General features: G+C 44.6%; 16 protein-coding genes. 13 read left to right on the top strand and 3 right to left on the bottom strand.

Annotated elements, in window-relative coordinates; translation table 11 throughout:
- The first annotated feature begins 66 nt into the window (after nt 1–66).
- From rsmB to spoVM, 7 genes are all read left to right on the top strand, one after another.
- Nucleotides 67–1,461 carry a 16S rRNA (cytosine(967)-C(5))-methyltransferase RsmB gene (rsmB, locus tag MKX35_RS22305; protein ID WP_143759440.1) on the top strand — a complete coding sequence of 465 codons (1,395 nt, stop codon included), beginning with the start codon at nt 67–69 and terminating at the stop codon, nt 1,459–1,461.
- Nucleotides 1,462–1,612: 151 nt separating this feature from the next.
- On the top strand, nt 1,613–2,653 hold the full coding sequence (gene rlmN / locus MKX35_RS22300; protein ID WP_042187390.1) for a 23S rRNA (adenine(2503)-C(2))-methyltransferase RlmN: 1,041 nt from the start codon (nt 1,613–1,615) through the stop codon (nt 2,651–2,653).
- 6 nt (nt 2,654–2,659) lie between these two features.
- On the top strand, nt 2,660–3,433 hold the full coding sequence (locus MKX35_RS22295) for a Stp1/IreP family PP2C-type Ser/Thr phosphatase (protein WP_076299452.1): 774 nt from the start codon (nt 2,660–2,662) through the stop codon (nt 3,431–3,433).
- Nucleotides 3,433–5,700 (top strand): Stk1 family PASTA domain-containing Ser/Thr kinase, encoded by a 2,268-nt coding sequence (pknB, locus tag MKX35_RS22290; protein ID WP_076282911.1) that lies wholly within the window; start codon nt 3,433–3,435, stop codon nt 5,698–5,700. The genes MKX35_RS22295 and pknB overlap by 1 nt, the downstream gene beginning before the upstream one ends.
- A gap of 100 nt (nt 5,701–5,800) precedes the next feature.
- Nucleotides 5,801–6,706: a ribosome small subunit-dependent GTPase A gene (gene rsgA / locus MKX35_RS22285; protein WP_042187397.1), complete on the top strand. Its 906-nt coding sequence runs from the start codon at nt 5,801–5,803 to the stop codon at nt 6,704–6,706.
- Between the two features lie 3 nt (nt 6,707–6,709).
- Complete coding sequence (gene rpe, locus MKX35_RS22280; protein WP_076282910.1) at nt 6,710–7,375, top strand: ribulose-phosphate 3-epimerase; 666 nt, start codon at nt 6,710–6,712, stop codon at nt 7,373–7,375.
- A 176-nt stretch (nt 7,376–7,551) separates the two neighbouring features.
- Nucleotides 7,552–7,632 (top strand): stage V sporulation protein SpoVM, encoded by an 81-nt coding sequence (spoVM, locus tag MKX35_RS22275; protein ID WP_020431362.1) that lies wholly within the window; start codon nt 7,552–7,554, stop codon nt 7,630–7,632.
- Between the two features lie 108 nt (nt 7,633–7,740).
- Here spoVM and rpmB read toward each other — a convergent pair whose 3' ends face one another.
- Nucleotides 7,741–7,929, bottom strand: coding sequence for a 50S ribosomal protein L28 (gene rpmB / locus MKX35_RS22270; RefSeq protein WP_036686205.1), 189 nt, complete (start codon nt 7,927–7,929; stop codon nt 7,741–7,743).
- A 191-nt stretch (nt 7,930–8,120) separates the two neighbouring features.
- Here rpmB and MKX35_RS22265 point away from each other — a divergent pair, with 191 nt between their 5' ends.
- From MKX35_RS22265 to MKX35_RS22250, 4 genes are all read left to right on the top strand, one after another.
- A complete protein-coding gene (locus MKX35_RS22265) occupies nt 8,121–9,905 on the top strand; it encodes a DAK2 domain-containing protein (RefSeq protein ID WP_042187402.1) in 1,785 nt (594 codons plus the stop codon).
- 84 nt (nt 9,906–9,989) lie between these two features.
- Nucleotides 9,990–10,853 carry a DegV family protein gene (locus tag MKX35_RS22260; protein WP_076282908.1) on the top strand — a complete coding sequence of 288 codons (864 nt, stop codon included), beginning with the start codon at nt 9,990–9,992 and terminating at the stop codon, nt 10,851–10,853.
- Nucleotides 10,854–10,862: 9 nt separating this feature from the next.
- Complete coding sequence (gene recG, locus MKX35_RS22255) at nt 10,863–12,914, top strand: ATP-dependent DNA helicase RecG (protein ID WP_076282907.1); 2,052 nt, start codon at nt 10,863–10,865, stop codon at nt 12,912–12,914.
- A gap of 66 nt (nt 12,915–12,980) precedes the next feature.
- Nucleotides 12,981–13,268 carry a stage VI sporulation protein F gene (locus tag MKX35_RS22250; RefSeq protein WP_042187408.1) on the top strand — a complete coding sequence of 96 codons (288 nt, stop codon included), beginning with the start codon at nt 12,981–12,983 and terminating at the stop codon, nt 13,266–13,268.
- A 569-nt stretch (nt 13,269–13,837) separates the two neighbouring features.
- Here the strand turns inward: MKX35_RS22250 and MKX35_RS22245 are convergent.
- Together MKX35_RS22245 and MKX35_RS22240 are read right to left on the bottom strand one after the other, a co-directional pair.
- The gene (locus MKX35_RS22245; protein ID WP_179085706.1) at nt 13,838–14,698 is read right to left on the bottom strand and encodes a YitT family protein; all 861 of its coding nucleotides are present in this window, start codon (nt 14,696–14,698) and stop codon (nt 13,838–13,840) included.
- Nucleotides 14,699–14,984: 286 nt separating this feature from the next.
- Complete coding sequence (locus MKX35_RS22240) at nt 14,985–15,380, bottom strand: hypothetical protein (RefSeq protein ID WP_076282905.1); 396 nt, start codon at nt 15,378–15,380, stop codon at nt 14,985–14,987.
- Nucleotides 15,381–15,564: 184 nt separating this feature from the next.
- Between MKX35_RS22240 and MKX35_RS22235 the strand changes: the two genes are divergently transcribed.
- Together MKX35_RS22235 and MKX35_RS22230 are read left to right on the top strand one after the other, a co-directional pair.
- Nucleotides 15,565–15,978, top strand: coding sequence for a DUF2500 domain-containing protein (locus tag MKX35_RS22235; protein WP_231573434.1), 414 nt, complete (start codon nt 15,565–15,567; stop codon nt 15,976–15,978).
- Nucleotides 15,979–16,075: 97 nt separating this feature from the next.
- The gene (locus MKX35_RS22230; protein ID WP_076282903.1) at nt 16,076–18,802 is read left to right on the top strand and encodes a calcium-translocating P-type ATPase, SERCA-type; all 2,727 of its coding nucleotides are present in this window, start codon (nt 16,076–16,078) and stop codon (nt 18,800–18,802) included.
- The last annotated feature ends 3 nt before the right edge of the window (nt 18,803–18,805 follow it).

Genomic DNA, 18,805 nt, shown 5'->3' with positions numbered 1-18,805 from the left:
AACGGTGCGGGCCGATCAGGAGTAAGTCATAACTCTGGCAATAAAAATAGTAAAGATCATAAAGCAGTGAGTGGTAAAAAGGGCGGTAGCGGAAATAAAGGTAAAGCTGCTACAGCTTCTGCCCGCGATATCGCTCTCGATATCCTGGTTAAGGTCGAACAACAAGGGGCTTACAGCAACTTATTGCTGAACAGCAGTCTGCAGAAGTCTGCACTTAGCAGAGAAGATGCTGGACTAGTTACAGAGCTTGTCTATGGTACCATCTCTCGGATGAATACACTTGATTATGTGCTCGAGGAATTTGTTAGCAAAGGGATCGCTAAATTGCAGCCCTGGGTGCGTAATTTACTGCGTCTAAGCTTATATCAAATTATGTACCTGGATCGCATACCATCTCATGCAGCTGTAAATGAGGCTGTTAATATAGCTAAGAAAAAGGGCCATCAAGGAATTTCGGGTATGGTTAATGGCGTGCTTCGTAGTGTGCTGCGCGCTGGAAATCTGCCGGTAATACCTGATGGATTGGGTCCTGCGAAACGGATATCTATTCAGTATTCCCATCCTATATGGTTAGTGAAACGCTGGATTACGGAGTATGGTGTTGACACTGCGGAAGCTATTTGTGCTGCTAACAATGAGCCACCCGCTGTAAGTGTACGCGTAAATACTACGATGATTAGCCGTGAAGCCCTGTTGAGTCAGATGATTGAACAAGGGCTGCAAGCTTCTGCTTCTGAAGTAAGTCCTTATGGTATTGTTATAAAAGGCGGCGGTAATCTGGCTCTTTCATCCTGGTACCGGGATGGATATCTATCTGTTCAGGATGAAAGCTCCATGCTTGTAGCTGAAGCTGTTGCACCTGAGCCTGGAATGAGAGTGCTTGATTGCTGCGCCGCGCCTGGGGGCAAAACGGCCCATATGGGCGAGCTGATGAAAGATGAAGGATCTATTTTCGCTAACGATCTGCATCCACATAAAGCTAAGCTTATCTCGGATCAAGCTGCACGGTTAGGTCTCGAAAGCGTAGTAACAGGCAGTACAGATGCACTGGAGCTGGAGCTTACCTTAGAGCATCATTCCTTCGATAGAATTCTTTTGGACGCGCCTTGCTCTGGGCTTGGTGTAATCCGCCGTAAGCCAGATCTCAAATGGCGTAAGCAGCCTGAGGATGTTGTAAGTGTAGCATCACTGCAGGGTCAGCTGCTACAGTCGGTTTCTAAACTGTTGAAACCGGGTGGTGTTCTGGTTTATAGTACCTGTACGACTGAGCAAACGGAAAATAGTGAGGTTGTAGCTGCCTTTTTGGAGCAAAATCCTGATTTCACTTCTATAACATTTGCTTCCCCGCTGTGGGGGAGATTGGAAGGTACTGCGCTGGCTGTAGGTGAGGGGATTCAGTTATTGCCACATCATTATGGCAGTGATGGGTTCTATATCTCCAAGCTTCAAAGAGTCTTGTAATATAGCAAATTTACTGACAATCGTTGTATCTTCCGCCCGCCGGGCTAACGTACGGCGGGCTATTTCTTTTACCGTCTCTGAAATTTGTGTTAAAATAGGAAGAATGAGAAATAATACGCATATCCTTATGAAAGAACAGGTGCTAATAATAATGAAACCTTTAATATATGATTTTTCTTTAGAAGAGTTACAGCAGTGGGCGAAAGATAACGGTGAGCCTGCTTTTCGTGGTGGACAGATTTTTGATTGGTTGTATGTAAAACGTGTAAGTGACTTCGAATCCATGAGCAATTTGTCTAAAGGACTTCGTCAGAAGCTGAACGAGCAATTCTCCATTGCAGCGCTCACTGAGATTACTAAAATGGAATCGAAAGATGGAACAGTAAAATTCCTGTTTGGATTGCATGATGATCATGCGATCGAGACAGTTATCATGAAACATAATTATGGAAATAGCGTTTGTGTAACAACTCAAGTAGGCTGCCGAATCGGCTGTACTTTCTGCGCCTCTACGCTTGGTGGATTGAAACGTGATTTGACAGCGGGTGAAATTGTAGCTCAGGTTGTACGCTCTCAACAGATCTTGGATGAGCGGGGTGAACGTGTCAGCAGTATTGTTATCATGGGTACTGGTGAGCCGTTTGAGAACTATGATGCAACAATGAGATTCTTGCGTCTTATGATTCATGAGAAAGGTCTAAATATCGGACAACGGCATATTACTGTTTCCACTAGCGGGATTGTGCCGAGCATTTATAAATTTGCAGAAGAAGATACACAAATAAATTTGGCGATTTCGATTCATGCACCTAACGACAAACTGCGTTCGAAGCTAATGCCAGTTAACCGCCGCTTTCCGTTTGATGATGTGATTGAATCTTTACGTTATTATCAAGCTAAGACGGGGCGACGGGTCAGCTTTGAGTATGCATTGATCGGCGGGGTGAATGATCAGCCGGAGCATGCTGAGGAATTAGCAGGTGTGCTTAAGAACATGCTATGCCACGTCAATTTGATTCCAGTAAACCACGTGCCAGAGCGGAAATATGTACGTACTTCACGCAATGATATCTTTGAGTTTCAACGTATTTTGGCTGACAACGGCGTGAATGTTACCATTCGCCGTGAGCAAGGCCATGATATCGCGGCCGCATGCGGACAGCTGCGTGCCAAACATATGGAGTTGGGGTGAGGATATTTGATCAGAACAGTTCATGCCAGCGATATTGGCCGAGTGCGCTCTGTCAATGAGGATTCGGTCTGGATCGGCGCGACGCGCCACGGTTATACACTCGGCATAATTGCCGATGGGATGGGTGGACATCAGGCTGGTGAAACCGCGAGCAGGCTTGCATTGGAGACGATGAGGAATACCCTAGACGGGCTCTTGCCTGAGCTTCAGGACGAAGCACTGCGTGATGCGTTATCAGCTGCTATTTTGGAAGCTAACAGCACTGTCTTCAAGGAGGCTTCCAGCGACGAGAAGTACTACAATATGGGTACTACTGTCGTTGCTGCCCTGATGAATGGTTCAAACGGATATATTGGCCATATCGGAGACAGCAGAGCCTATTTAATAAAGGACAGTGCAGCAGTTCAATTAACCGAAGATCACACGCTAGTCAATGAGCTGTTCAAGAACGGTCAGATCAGTGTGGAGGAATTAGATAATCATCCGAGACGGAATGTGCTGACGAGAGCACTTGGAACAGATGCTGAGGTGCTGGTTGATTTAGCCCCTGTTACCCTGCTACCTGGGGAACTTTTGCTTCTCTGCAGTGATGGTTTAAGTAATTTTGTTAACAATGAGCATTTGGGCAAGGTAGCGGGAATACATGAGATACCGTTAGAGGAAAGAGCGGACCGCTTACTTCAGTTGGCACTGCTTGCTGGCGGCGGCGATAATATTAGCGTCGCTTTGTTAGAACATCATGGAGAGGCCGCTGTGCCCGAAACAAAGGAGTGGGATTGATGATCGGTCACGAACTGGGCGGCCGTTACCAAGTCATCGAACGGATCGGCGGAGGTGGAATGGCGCTCGTCTATAGAGCACATGACATTCTTTTAAACCGAAACGTCGCCATTAAAGTATTGCGTAATCAATTTGTTCATGACGAGGAATTTATCCGCCGTTTTAGGCGTGAGGCGCAATCAGCTGCATCTTTGTCTCATCCGAATGTGGTTAGTATTTACGATGTAGGACAAGAAGACGAAATTCATTATATTGTCATGGAATATATTGAGGGCAAGAATCTTAATGAAATTATAAAAGAACGAGCGCCATTACAGGTTGACGAGTCCGTAAGGATCGCTTCACAAATCTGTGATGCACTTGATCACGCTCATCAGAATCAAATTATTCATCGGGATATTAAACCACATAATATATTGATCGGGCGCAATGGCCGGGTGAAGGTAACAGATTTCGGTATTGCTCGCGCGGTAACATCTACTACCATTACTCAGACAGGCTCTGTAGTAGGTTCCGTTCATTATTTCTCACCAGAGCATGCTAAAGGTGTATCAACAGGAGAGAAATCCGACCTGTATTCATTAGGGATTGTACTCTATCAAATGCTTACCGGAAGTCTTCCATTCTTAGGGGAGAGTCCGATTAGCGTAGCTCTAAAGCATCTGCAAGAAGAGTTTGAAGAGCCAAGGCTCATAAATCCACTTATTCCGCAAAGCGTTGAGAATGTAATTCTAAGATCGATGCGTAAAAATCCGGAAGAGCGTTATCAGTCTGCAAAGCAAATGCTGCAGGATTTAGAAACCTGCTTGTTGCCGGAACGCCGTAGTGAAGCAAAAGTTCTTTTTAACGATGAGGAAGACGAGGATCGAACGCGGGTCATACCAGCGATTAAACCGATCCAAAGAAGCAATGGAAATCGTAATCATCGCCACGACCGGATGGATAATGATGAAGATGATGATGACGATCCGGTACCTGTGAAAAAAGGTAAAAAACAATGGACTAAACCTGCATTATGGATTGGCTTAACTTTAGTGTTACTGCTGGCTATGGCCAGTCTCGTGTGGTACGTTAAATCCCAATTAGTTGTTCCTGAGGTATCGGTTCCTTACGTGGTCGGTAAACAGCTGGAACAAGCGAAGACTGAACTTGAGGATTTGGGGCTTGAGGTTGCTGATCCTATACTGTATGACTACAGTCCGAATTTCGAAGAGAATGTGGTCATGAAGCAAAGTAGGGAAAAGGACGCCAAAGTGAAAAAGGGAGCCTCCCTAATACTAACTGTGAATACGGCGAAACCATTAACTAAGATGCCAGATGTTACAAATTTAAGCTTTGACGAAGCGGTTAAAGCGCTAATAGCAAAGGGTGTACCCCAGAATCAAATTAAGAATGAACCTCTCTTCGATGAAAATATGGAGGTGGGTAAGGTTGTAAAATCAGACCCAGCCATTGACAGCGAGTTTGATCCAGAGACGGTTTCAATCACCCTCTACGTTAGCAAAGGAGAAGAAAGTGTCACGATGCCAGACCTCATCGGTAAGACGGAGAGTGAAGCTAAAGCGCTTTTGGAAGAATCCAAACTGGTCCTCGGAGATGTAAAGGAAGAATCCAGCTTCACAGTTGATGAAGGTAAGGTAACGAAAACTTGGGCTTATGAGAAAGGTACCTCTGTTCCACCTGGAACAGCGATTACGATTTACTTAAGTACAGGTTATCCACCTGAAGCCCTGAATTATACCTTTAATGTACCAGTAGCTCCTGCACAGGATGGAAAGAAGAGCAAGATTCGAATTGAATTCGTTGATGCGCGCAATAATGGTGAAAAACAAGATTGGGGAACGCGTACCATTGGAAAGAGCCAAGTGCTGTCCGTTAATCTAGTGCTTGCTCCGAATAAAGATGGCTCTGTTATTGTTACCCGAGATGGTGTGCTTTTAGACACTTATGTGATTCCATATATTGATGCCAAGAATGGCACGGTGCAAGAACCTGAACCACCGACGGTTCCGACTCCGCAGCCGACTCAGACACCGATAGATCCTACACCTACTGCTGAACCAACCATTGAGCCTGAGATCCTGCCTCCAAGTTCAGACAACGAAGGGTCTACTAATACTGGATCAGTCAATCAGACGGGATTCCTTACTAACAATTCGGTGAATAATGAATCGACCAATAGTGGTAACAACAAGAACAGTAATAAAAATGATGACAAGCATAATAATAAAAACAAAGACAAATCTAAAGATAAAAGCGATAACTAATCAGGGCAGAAGTGCTTGAATAGTTGTGGCAGCGAAGTGACCCGGGGATTTTCAAACTTGGGTCATTTTCGCAAAATCAGGAGAGGAAGGCTCACTATGTATGCCTGAAGGAATAATAGTAAAGGCGTTAAGCGGATATTATTACGTAAAACCGCTTCGTGAAGGATTAATTGCAACAGAGGAAGTTTCAGTTCAATGCAGAGGCCGAGGCATACTTAAGAAAAAGGGGATCGCTCCTCTTGTAGGTGACCGCGTGATCTATATGCTGACTGAGCATGGTGAAGGGATGGTGGATGAGCTTCTCCCTAGAGAATCTGAGTTAATTCGTCCACCTGTAGCGAATGTAAGCCTTGCCGTTCTATTATTTTCTGTGCGGGAGCCTGATATGAACCTGAATCTATTGGACAAGTTCCTAGTTCATATTGAGCACTCGGGACTGGAACCCTTAATCGTTCTGACCAAACAGGATTTGGCTAATGATAATGGTGAAGCCACTAAGTATGTTAAAGAGCTCTATGAGGATATTGGTTATGAAGTGATGGTTACAAGCTCAATTACAGGAGCTGGCAGTGATGAACTAAGAGAGCGGCTTACTGGTGGTATTAGTGTATTTGCCGGACAATCTGGGGTAGGAAAGTCGACCTTATTGAATCGTATTGTGCCAGGACTTAAACTGGAGACAGGTGAGATCAGCTTACGTCTGGGCCGTGGTCGTCATACTACCCGCCATGTAGAATTGATGGATATTGGCGGGGGCGGCTTTGTAGCGGATACCCCTGGTTTTAGTCAGCTTGATTTTCTTGAGCTTGGGGTTGAAGAGCTCTCTACTTGTTTCCGTGAATTTGCTAACTATGCTGGGGATTGTAAATTCCGTGGTTGTAGTCATCAGCATGAACCAGGCTGCCGAGTTATCGAGGCATGGAAAGCTGGGAATATCGCTGATAGCCGGTATGAACATTACAAATTATTTTTTAATGAAATGAAAGATAAAAAGCGGAGGTACTAAGTCATGATACGAATTGCACCATCTATATTGTCTGCCGATTTCGCAAGTTTAGGTTCAGAGGTTGCAGAAGCTGAGGTCAGTGGCGGGGATTGGATCCATGTGGATGTAATGGACGGGCATTTTGTGCCGAATATAACGCTTGGTCCACCAATCGTAAAAGCGGTCTCGTTACATACCAAGCTTCCACTAGACGTTCACTTAATGATTGAGTCTCCAGAACGTTATATTTCTGATTTTGCTGCCGCAGGCGCTAGTGTGATTACTGTCCACGCAGAGGCTTGCGTTCATTTACACCGTGTGGTGCATCAGATCAAGGAATTGGGTCTTAAGGCAGGAGTAGCTATTAATCCTGGCACACCGGCATCAGCGGTGCGTGAGGTGCTTGAGGATGTGGATATGATTCTCGTGATGACTGTCAATCCTGGCTTTGGAGGTCAAGCATTCATTCCTAACACGTTGCGCAAAATTACTCAAATTAGAGAATGGGCGAATGAAGTCAATCCAGATCTACTTATTGAAGTCGATGGTGGTGTTTCGGAAGCTACAGCGCCATTGGTTGTCAGTGCAGGAGCGGATGTTTTGGTTGCAGGAAATGCAGTTTTTGGCCGGAGTGATCGTGCTGCAGCGATCCTTGAGATTCGAGAAGCAGCGGAAGCGGCACTTCGTTAAAAAAATAGGCTATTACGACTAAAGGTATAGGCCAAGTCCTCGACGCATAAATATGGTTACATGAGCAGAAATCTCATGTAGCCTTTTTTGTTTTGGCAGGGAGGACTGCAGTACGTTACCGTTAGAACAAGAAGAAAGTCTCCTGCGTACGGCATGAATTGATGGGAGGGTAAACCATGAAATTTTACACGTTTAAGCTGCCAAGGTTTTTGGGAGGTTTTGTTAAAGCGATTTTGAACACATTTCAGAAGAGTTGATCTTGGGCTTGGAACAGAAAAGAAAACATGAAAAAAAGCACCTTACAAATGTAAAGGGTGCTTTTTGCTTCATATGAGTGATCGCTCGGTCTTTAAAATTGCAAAAGACTAAACGCGTTCAACTTTACCGGCTTTCAAAGCACGGGTGCTGACGTACACGCGTTTTGGTTTACCGTTCACGAGGATACGGACCTTCTGAACGTTAACTCCCCAAGAACGACGGTTGCGGTTATTGGCGTGAGACACGTGGTTGCCGCTGCTCGGTTTCTTGCCTGTTACTGCACATTTGCGGGACATAGATTACACCTCCTTATTCCTAACACCTGCATAAAACAATACTTATCTATAATATCACAGCAAATTTTGCTACGTCAACCGATTCAAAAACATTTATTTCTTTTAATACTTATAGTACAATGTAAATTAGTGCATTATGTCCTGTTAATCATAGAATGATTAGGCATGAAGTTAGGAAGGGGAATTCTCAATTGAGTAAGCGTTCTATAAACGGAACAGATTTTACCGCTATGGTATTGGCTGGAGCGGATAAGCTGCAACAGCATGCAGAACACGTCAATTCCCTAAATGTTTTTCCGGTTCCAGACGGAGATACCGGAACTAACATGAATTTGACGATGACCGCAGGTTCGAATGAATTGAAGAAAAATAATACAACGTCTGTCGGTCAATGTGCAGGTGTACTCTCTAAGGGCTTGTTAATGGGCGCACGGGGGAACTCCGGAGTTATTTTATCTCAATTGTTCAGAGGCTTTAGCAGATCTGCAGCTCAACATGATGAGCTAAACACACAGCAATTTGCTGCTGCATTGCAAAGCGGAGTTGACGCAGCCTATAAAGCAGTTGTAAAGCCTGTAGAAGGAACTATTCTTACAGTGGCTAAAGAGGCTGCAAGACATGCTGTCTACTATGCTCGCCGAACTACAGATGTTACAGAGCTCATGACAGAGGTATTGGCCAAAGCAAAGGAAGCCTTAGCCTATACACCGGAACAATTGCCTGTCTTGAAGCAAGTCGGTGTCGTAGACTCTGGCGGTCAAGGACTGGTCTATATTTATGAAGGGTTTCACCAGCATCTGACGAGCGGAAGCTCCGGTGTGTCTGAACCTGTAAAAGGACAACCTCAGGCACCAGTCGTGCCAACACCGGTACCGGTGTTAAAGAAACCTGAAAGCGAACTGTCTTCTGTACAGTCTTCTGCACAATCACAGCTTTCTACAGAGGACATAGAATTTCTATATGATATGGAGTTCTTCATTAATCGCCAGTTAGGTGGTAACGTGAGAACGGATTTTGATGAGGAAACCTTTAGGAAAGCGTTGTCAGTAAATGGTGATTCCATTATTGTAATTTCGGATGATGAAACCATTAAAGTGCATGTGCATTCCAAGGCTCCAGGTGAAGTTTTGAATCTGGCACTTCTCTATGGGGAAATTACGCAGATTCATATTCTCAATATGCGTGAGCAACACCGTGACTTGTTAACTGCAGGGATGGATATTGCACCTATGCCAGATGTTTTCGCCGATATGCCGGATGAACAGAGCCGGGTACAATCAGCTCCAGCCGAACCACCAGCAGATGATTTGGCACCTTACGGCTTCATCGCAGTATCATCAGGCGCTGGGATTGCAGATATTTTCAAAAGCCTCGGTGTGGACGTAGTCCTAGCTGGAGGTCAGACTATGAACCCTAGCACAGAGGATTTCGTGAACGCGATTTCTTCCATCTCTGCGAAGCATGTTTACATTCTGCCGAATAACTCTAATATTGTTCTTGCCGCTCAGCAAGCTAAGGAGCTCTTGGAAGGCGAACGTGAGATTACGGTTATTCCAAGCAAAAGCATTCCTCAAGGAATCGCTGCAGCCTTCGCGTTCCAAGAAGAGGATTCTGTGGAGACTAATTCTGGGAACATGCTAGAAGCAATCTCACAGGTCAAGTCGGGACAAGTAACAAATGCTGTCCGTGATACAAGCTTTGATGATCTGGAGATTAAATCCGGGCAATTTATCGGAATTTCGAACTCCAAAATTGTCGCTGCCGCAGATGATCTGTTAGCTGCAAGTCAGGCGTTGCTGTCCAACATGCTTGAGAATGGCGATGAAATCGTTACGATCCTTATTGGAGCAGAAACTGATTCTGAGGTCACAGATTCCTTAAGCGAGTGGCTGGAAGAGACTTACCCGAATGTGGAAGTAGAGATTCATGAGGGTGGCCAACCCCTTTATTATTATCTTTTCTCCGTAGAGCCATAGGTAGATGCTGAGGGTTCTATAACAATTCAGGAGCAACTTGCTAATTACGTAGTTGGCAAAATTATAGTATGGGGGAGATAATCCATGAATCGTACCATTATCGTCACCGACAGCACATCTGATATCCCGCCAGCAATGGCGGAAGCGTATGGCATTGAGGTCGTCCCTTTGACCTTGATGTTCGGCGAAGAGGCTTTCCGGGACAATCTGGATATGACGCCGGAGCAGTTCTATGAGCGACTTCCCCGCTCGTCACAGTTGCCGACTACTTCTCAACCCTCACCGGTTGAATACATGAATGTGTATCGAGATATTTTGGAACGTTACCCGGGAAGTCCTATCCTTTCGTTTCATATTTCTTCTGGACTAAGCGGTACGTACCAATCAGCACTATTGGCTAAATCGATGTTGGAGGAAGAGGGAGAAGGGATCACTGTAGTAGATTCTCTCTCCGCTTCTTACGGTTTTGGATTTATGGTGGTGGAAGCCGCCAGATTGGCTGCTGAAGATAAGAGTCCCGAAGCGATTCTTGAAGCTGTAGAAAGTCTGCGCCAATCTCGTAAGCTTTACTTCTTGGTAGATACACTTGAATATTTACAAAAAGGCGGGAGAATCGGAAAGGCCTCGGCCATTCTGGGAACGCTTCTTAATATTAAGCCGATCCTGTCTATTGATGCAGAAGGAATAATATATGCGGTAGAGAAAGTTAGAGGCCGTAAGAAGGCTATTGCCCGTATGATTGAATTATTTAAGAAGGATATTCAAGGTGTAGACAAGATCAATGTGGCCGTGGGTCATACGGCTGAACCGGCTTCCGGTGAAGAGTTCCTGAAAGAGCTGTCAGGACATTTTACACTAGAAGAGAAAGTGCTGACGAACGTCGGCCCTGTCGTGGGCAGCCATGTCGGAAACGGTACGTTAGCTGTATTCATTTGGCCTGCAAAATGAGGGATGAATATGACACTGTCATTAAATCAAATTGAAGTAAAAAACATAACTGGCGTGAGTGCTCAAAAGCAAAGCGAGCTTCACGCCTTTGGCGTCTTTACAGTAAAGGATTTGTTAGAGTATTATCCGTTCCGTTATGAGGATTATCGCCCGCGCTCGCTGAGTGAAACCAAACATGGGGATAAAGTGACTACAGAGGCTAAAGTGATCGGTATCCCTGTACTGCAACGTTTTGGAGGCAAGTCACGACTTAGTTGTAAAATGGTTGCGGAGCCTTGGATGTTCACAGCTACATGGTTTAATCGTCATTACGTGCGTGAGCAACTTACTGTGGGAAGAGAAATTGTACTCACAGGTAAATGGGATCAGAAGCGAAATCAAATTACAGTGACGGATTTTGAATTCCCCGATCGTGGGGAAGGGAAGACAGGGACCCTACAGCCGGTATATTCCGTCGGTGGTAAGATCACGCAGTCGTGGATCAGGAAAAGTATTAATCAGGCGCTTCAGCAGTATGGAGATCTAATTCCTGAGATACTACCACATTCTATTATGCGGCAATATGATTTTATGCCCCGTAAACGGGCGATTGCTACCATTCATAGGCCAGAGGATACGCGTGAAGGGCAGCAGGGACGCCGCAGGATGGTGTATGAGGAGTTGTTTCTGTTCCAGTTGAAGATGCAGGCATTCCGGGTACTTAATCGCGGTAGGATGGATGGTGTAGTCCATACTGTAGATAACGCAACCGTGCGCCAGTTTGTTCGCAGCTTACCTTTTGAGCTTACAGATGCTCAGAAACGAGTGGAGCTGGAGATCTTACATGATCTGCGATCACCATATTGCATGAATCGACTGCTTCAAGGTGATGTGGGTTCCGGCAAAACGGTACTAGCTGCCGTCGCGCTTTTTGCCACCGTGCGATCTGGTTTTCAGGGTGCGCTTATGGTGCCCACTGAAATTTTAGCAGAGCAGCATATGCGTTCACTTACGAAGATGTTTGAGCCGTTTGGAATTACGGTTGGTCTGTTAACAGGGAGCGTAACTGGACGGAAACGTAAAGAATTGTTAGCTTCACTACAAATGGGGATGCTCGATATTGTTGTAGGAACGCATGCATTGATTCAGGAGGATGTATTTTTCCGTGATCTGGGTCTTGTAGTTACGGACGAGCAGCATCGGTTTGGTGTAAACCAGCGAGGTGTATTGCGGCGTAAAGGATATAATCCGGATGTACTTACGATGACTGCAACACCTATTCCACGTACGCTTGCGATCTCTGTTTTTGGAGATATGGATGTATCCACGCTGTCGGAAAGACCGAAAGGCCGAGTGCCAATAACTAGTTATTGGGTCAAGCATGATCTCATGGATCGTGTCCTGAATCTGATTAAGCGTGAAATAGAGCTGGGACGTCAGGCTTATCTGATCTGTCCGCTCATTGAAGAATCGGAGAAACTGGATGTACAGAATGCTATAGATTTACATATTCAGATGAGCCAAGCTTTTCCTAACTATAAAGTTGGGCTTTTGCATGGAAAGATGTCTCCAGCTGAAAAAGATGAAGTGATGCGAGCATTTTACAACAATGAACTGCAACTCTTAGTATCCACAACGGTTGTAGAGGTGGGTGTAGACGTTCCTAATGCCACGTTGATGATTATTATGGATGCAGACCGGTTCGGATTATCACAGCTGCACCAGCTTCGTGGACGGGTTGGTAGAGGTCAGCATGCCTCTTATTGTGTACTAGTGGCTGATCCGAAATCTGAAATCGGGCGTGAACGAATGACTGCTATGACGGACACCGATGATGGATTTGAGATTTCGCGGAGAGATTTGGAGCTGCGTGGTCCAGGTGATTTTTTTGGAACCAAGCAGAGTGGATTACCGGAGTTTCGCTTGGCGGATATGACGGCTGACTTTGAAGTGCTGGAGCAGGCGCGTGATGATGTGGCAGAGCTGCTTAAGGATGAGAAGTTCTGGACATCTCCTGAATATGCACCTCTTCGGCATTATTTACAAGGCGAGCAAATTTTCCAAGGGGAATTAATTGACTAAGTAGGCACATCTAGCTCCTAAGCCTCATATACTGTGAAAGATTGGATATGACGGGAGGTGCTACACTTGGGTTATCAACAATTCGGAATTAGCCCTCAGCTCGTGGAACGCATCAAGCTGAAGATGAAAAACGCGACTGTCAAAGATCGTATTAAAAATATGATTAACGGCGTCTCGAAACAAGAGCTACAGGACACGGCAGTTGTTCGCAGGTTGGTACGGAATGCGTCAGGTGTACTGAACGAGAAACTGACCTCGACGCAGGAAGACCAAATTGTGAAATTTATTATCGCTCAGAAAATTGATCCAAACAACACCTTCCACTTGATCCGTTTGTGGGGAATGTTCCGTTAGGAAAGTTTGCTAGCGAGTATAGGCTAGATCTTAGGTCTAATTCTCAGCTAGCTAAAGGAGTAGAGGCTGTCTCAAAAGTAGTGAATGCTGCTTTTGAGACAGCTTTTTTTTGTGTGAACCAAGGATGAATTCTAGGGAAAAGCAGACAAACAAACACTGGCTCATTAACGTTGATTAATGAACGCCGACTGACGAATGTAGACTAACCAATAATTTTCCGGCGAAAATCCTGCAATAGTACATCTTTAGATGATACGAGGAGGGTTAAAGTATTGATTCCTGCAAATCAGCAGGAATTCTTGCGTCAGAAGAAGCTTTTGAGCTATAAATGAGGATATTCCTGTACATTTGCAGTATTTGGACTTAATAGAGCGGAAATCTGTGCAAAAAGATGTATTTTTGCAGGATTTCGCAATTCCAGCGAAAGAACCTCGGTTGATAACGCAAAAGTAGCGCTCCCCCATACACGGGAGAAACGCTATTTATCTTACGTGGAATAATAAAGTGTACCTTCAAACAAAGAAGACGTAATCATCCTACTCACCATGCTCATCATTCTGCCCTATTAGTTAGGATGGCAGGTTACTCAATCTTTGATCACTGGCAGCTGATTTGAGCACAATTTGGCTGTCAGGATCACAATTAAGGACGATGGTCCGCAATTGATGTTCTTCCATTTTGTTGATGAGACAAAACAATGTGCTCAGCTCTCCATTTTGCCCGGAGCCTTCAGCAAGCCCAACTTCTCGATTTAATGAGTTTTCGAGAGCTTCCTGGATATCCATGCAACAATTGCTGGTAATCCATGCAGCGCGTGAATCGGATAACCCTCGGAGTGAGAATCTCACACCTTCGAAGGCCAATAAGTAAGCAATAATGGAGTACATGGCTTGCTCCCAGCCAAATAGTGTGCCTGCTATAAGCAAAATAGCACAGTTCAGAATCATGATGACGACTTCGGTTGACTTTGGCGGTCCACCACTCAGAAGTGAATATCCTTGATCACTTGCATGTTTGTTCACACCACCAAATCGGACAGATATACCGATACCGAGTCCTAAACAGATGCCACCTGCCATAGCAGCAGGTAAAGGATCACTAATCACTGCAGGAAAACGGTGTAGAGCAAGAGAAGCGATGGTCAAGCAAGCTAATCCTAGAACGGTATACAGAGCAAAGCGAAGATTCACTTGCTTTCGAGACATGAATATAAAAGGTAGATTGAATAGAAAAAGAAACAATCCCAACCGCATTTCAGTGGTATGAGCGAATAATGCCGATAAACCTGTGATTCCACCAACTACAAGCCCATGTGGTATGAGAAATAACTCTAATCCTACTGCGGCAAGTAGTGCTCCTGCAATAACGGTTAGAACTCGTAATACTGAATTTTTACGTAATTGTTTATGTTGTGTTGTCTTAGTCTGCAATGTTTTTCCTCCTTTAGCAGGGGAAACAACTTTATTCATTTTCGTAGGAAGCGACAGCTTTTTGGGATAATTTTAGCAGCATGTCACTTCTTTAATTTATATACTGTATCCAATAGTTTATAGATCCATTTTGATTCCTATGCTAGAAGTAAGTTTGCATAACAAATTTTACCGATTCCCGGTAAATCCGATTCTCTATAATCCACGAAAGTCTACCCTGCATTTAGGTGTCTTATAATTATTTCGTTTTCTTCGAATTTTTATCAATGGAAGTTCTAAATGACCTTCAGTAACAATCATTTAAGGTAGAGATGAAATTCGCATTGCGTGATATTAGAAAGTGAGAAGTGAATTTTAACAGGTACAGTCGCAGTCGAAGCAAGAATTTATAGATCACAGGACGGAATACAAAAGAAAGCACAGGGAGTATCGCGGCTACCGCAACAGATTTAGTTCCCCACTGTTCAATTATTTTGATGGCTCCTATTTGAGGAGTTATTTGGGGTACCGTCCTTACGGGAGCTATAAACTTTCGCTCGTAGCGTTCAATTTCGGTTGTCGTTGATTCTTGCTCCGTAGTGAATAATCCGCCAGACCAAACCGGTGGAAAAGAAAACATCATTCCTAGAATTAGGACTATACGAAGAAACCAAAGTAGTGACAAGCGCGCTATATATTGCACCGAAATAACACCTCCCAACTGTATGTAGTATAAAAAGCATACCATACCTTTTCATTTGTTTCCAAATTGTTTTGTGAAAAAAATTCATTTGAAAACGATGAAAACAAGAAACCGAACGGGAAAAATGACGTATTTCGTAGAAAAGAAGACTTTTATTATCTTGTATCAGTCAGGAGGAATAAATTTGAGCGAATGGCAGGATTTTAACGGTTTTGATAAACGAAGCTTTTTCGGAAGTTTCATTCATGAGATGCCCCTATTTTTTAAATTATTTGCTTTGTTTATTCTAGGTGTTTTCGTTTTTATAATTTATAAATCAGTGAGAAGCTGGATAGCCAACAACGCAAGCCCCTTGATAAAAGCTAGCTCTAAAGCTGTGACGAAACGGACTGAGGTATGGGGGGGTTCGGGTGAATCGAGCGCACATACTAGTTATTATGTGACGTTTGAGTTTGAGGATGGTGGACGCTTGGAATTGCAGGTTCGAGATCAGGATTTTGGTCTGATTGTAGAAGGGGATCGAGGAGAACTCCTTTATCAAGGGACTAGATTCAAGAGCTTTGATCGAGTCAAGCAGACGGAACAGCTTAATTTCTAAAATTGTACATAACGTTCTAGAATCACCATGCCTTTTTTGGGTAAGACTCATATGAGAGGTTTTACCAGAATCTCAATCCCGGAAGGAGGCTATTGTCTTGAACTCAAATGATCCAAAATCGCAGGGGCAGGTACCTTTTCATACACTAAGTGAGGAAGAAGTGCTCAAAAGGCTGGAAACAAGGAAAGATGGTTTGTCTTCCGGTGAAGCCGCTAAACTTCTGGAGCAGTATGGGAAGAACGTACTTCAAGAAGCAAAAACCAAATCTCTGCTAGGAAAATTTATTGAACAATTTAAAAATGTAATGATCTTTATTTTGCTAGTGGCGGCAGTATTGTCTGGGGTTTTGGGAGAATGGACAGATACAGTCATTATTTTGTTGGTAGTCATCCTGAATGCGGTACTTGGCGTTATTCAGGAAAATAAGGCAGAGCAGGCGCTAGATGCCCTGAAAAGTATGTCCTCTCCGCATGCCAGAGTGCGACGTGGAGGTCAGGTCTCAGAGATTAAAAGTGAAGATCTCGTACCAGGGGATATCGTATTGCTGGAAGCTGGAAATGTAGTTCCGGCGGATATTAGACTGTTAGAAGCTGCTTCTTTGAAAACAGAGGAAGCCGCATTAACCGGAGAATCATTACCTTCAGAAAAGAAGGTAGGTGTGCTTGAAGGAAGCGATATTGTTATCGGGGATCGCACCAATATGGCATATATGAGCAGCAATGTAACTTACGGTAGAGCGGTTGGTGTCGTCACAGCTACAGGAATGCAGACTGAAGTCGGCAGGATTGCTGGGTTTATCTCGGAGGAAGAGAATGATGTAACACCGCTGCAAAAGAAACTGGATGAACTAGGAAAATATTTCACCTTTATTATTCTTGGTGTCTGTGTAGTCATTTTTGCCGTCGGTATATTTGAGGGTAGAGAGCTGCTGGATATGCTTCTCACCTCGATCTCACTTGCAGTAGCAGCGATTCCTGAAGGACTGCCAGCAATTGTGACGATTATCTTGGCACTCGGAGTGCAGCGGATGGCTAAACGTAAAGCGATCATTCGCAAACTCCCCGCTGTAGAGACGCTCGGAAGCACCGAAATTATTTGCTCTGACAAGACAGGTACTTTGACTCTAAACAAGATGACTGTCGAAAAAGTGCATGTCAATGGAACTACGAAAGAAGCTGCTGAAGGTGTTGAAGGGACACCGGGTGGTGAACTATTGCTTCAGGCTATGACGCTTTGTAATGATTCCAGCATTGACGAAGGAAATTCCTCTGAAGTACCTGGAGGGAATGAAGGAGCTAAGGACCCGCAAACAAAGAGTGGTAAAGCGATTATCGGGGATCCTACGGAAACAGCGTTAGTGGACTATGCGCTCAGTATAGGTACTGACAAAAGGGATTTAGAAAAGAAATTCCCACGTAAAAATGAACTGCCATTTGACTCCGATCGCAAGCTGATGACGACGATTCATGAAGTTGAGAACGGACGTTATCGTGTATTAACGAAAGGTGCACCAGATGTGCTTTTGTCCAAATGCAGCCATATCTTCGTGGATGGAGAGATCGTTCCTTTTAATGATGAACATTCACGACATATCATGGAAAGTAATACAATGCTTGCGAATGATGCACTGAGGGTGCTGGCATTTGCTTTCAGAGATGAACAGCAGCTACCGACTAACCTCTCCCCGGAAGCTACGGAGAAAGAACTTGTATTTATCGGTTTAGTCGGTATGATTGATCCTCCACGAGAGGAAGTACGGGATGCGGTAGCTATCTGCCGTAAAGCAGGGATTAGACCTGTAATGATTACAGGAGATCATCGAGATACCGCAGCGGCCATTGCTAAAAGATTAGGTATTATCGAAGATGAGACGGGCGTATTGACCGGCAGTGAGCTGGATAAATTCAGTGAAGAGGAATTTGCTGAGAAAGTCACTAATTATTCGGTTTATGCACGTGTATCTCCTGAACATAAAGTTCGGATCGTTAAGGCATGGAGGAAAAAAGGGAAGATTGTTGCCATGACTGGTGACGGTGTGAATGATGCTCCTGCGCTTAAATCATCAGATATCGGCGTCGGGATGGGGATCACAGGAACGGATGTAGCTAAGGGCGTCTCAGATATGGTGCTAGCTGATGATAACTTTACGACCATAGTTGTTGCTGTTGAAGAAGGACGGAAGGTTTACAGCAATATCCGTAAGGCCATCCAGTTCCTACTCTCAGCCAATCTTGGGGAAGTGCTTACGCTATTCATTGCAACCATGATCGGCTGGCGTATACTCGAGCCAATTCATATTCTGTGGATTAATCTTGTTACCGATACCCTACCGGCATTAGCTCTTGGGCTTGAGAAGGCGGGGGATGATTTGATGTCGAAGAAACCACGCAAAGCCAGCAGCAGTATCTTTGCTGGTGGCGTGGGAATCGGGATCATCTACCAGGGGATATTAGAGGCGGCGCTTACGTTGTTTGTATACCAGTGGGCACATACCCATTACAATGAGGGAATTGCGGTTACGATGGCATTCGCCACATTAGGATTGCTGCAAATTTCTCATGCATTTAACGTCAGATCCAATACGAAATCGTTGTTCCAGATTGGCTGGTTCAGCAACCGGTATATGCTGTGGGCATCACTGATCTCTACACTTATGCTGGTGCTGGTGATCATCATCCCAGGACTGAATGACTGGTTTGGTGTCTCACATTTAAGCGGGTTACAGTGGGGAATTGTAATTGCTGCAGCACTGGCGATTATAGTGATTGTAGAGTTTGTAAAGCTGTTTGTACGTTTAAGTGGCAAGGGCAAGAACTGGGATTAAGAA

This window comes from Paenibacillus sp. FSL R5-0923 (genome assembly GCF_038009145.1).
GTDB lineage: Bacteria > Bacillota > Bacilli > Paenibacillales > Paenibacillaceae > Paenibacillus_AQ.
Note: the sequence above shows the minus strand (reverse complement) of the source record. Positions and strands in the feature narration are given on the sequence as shown.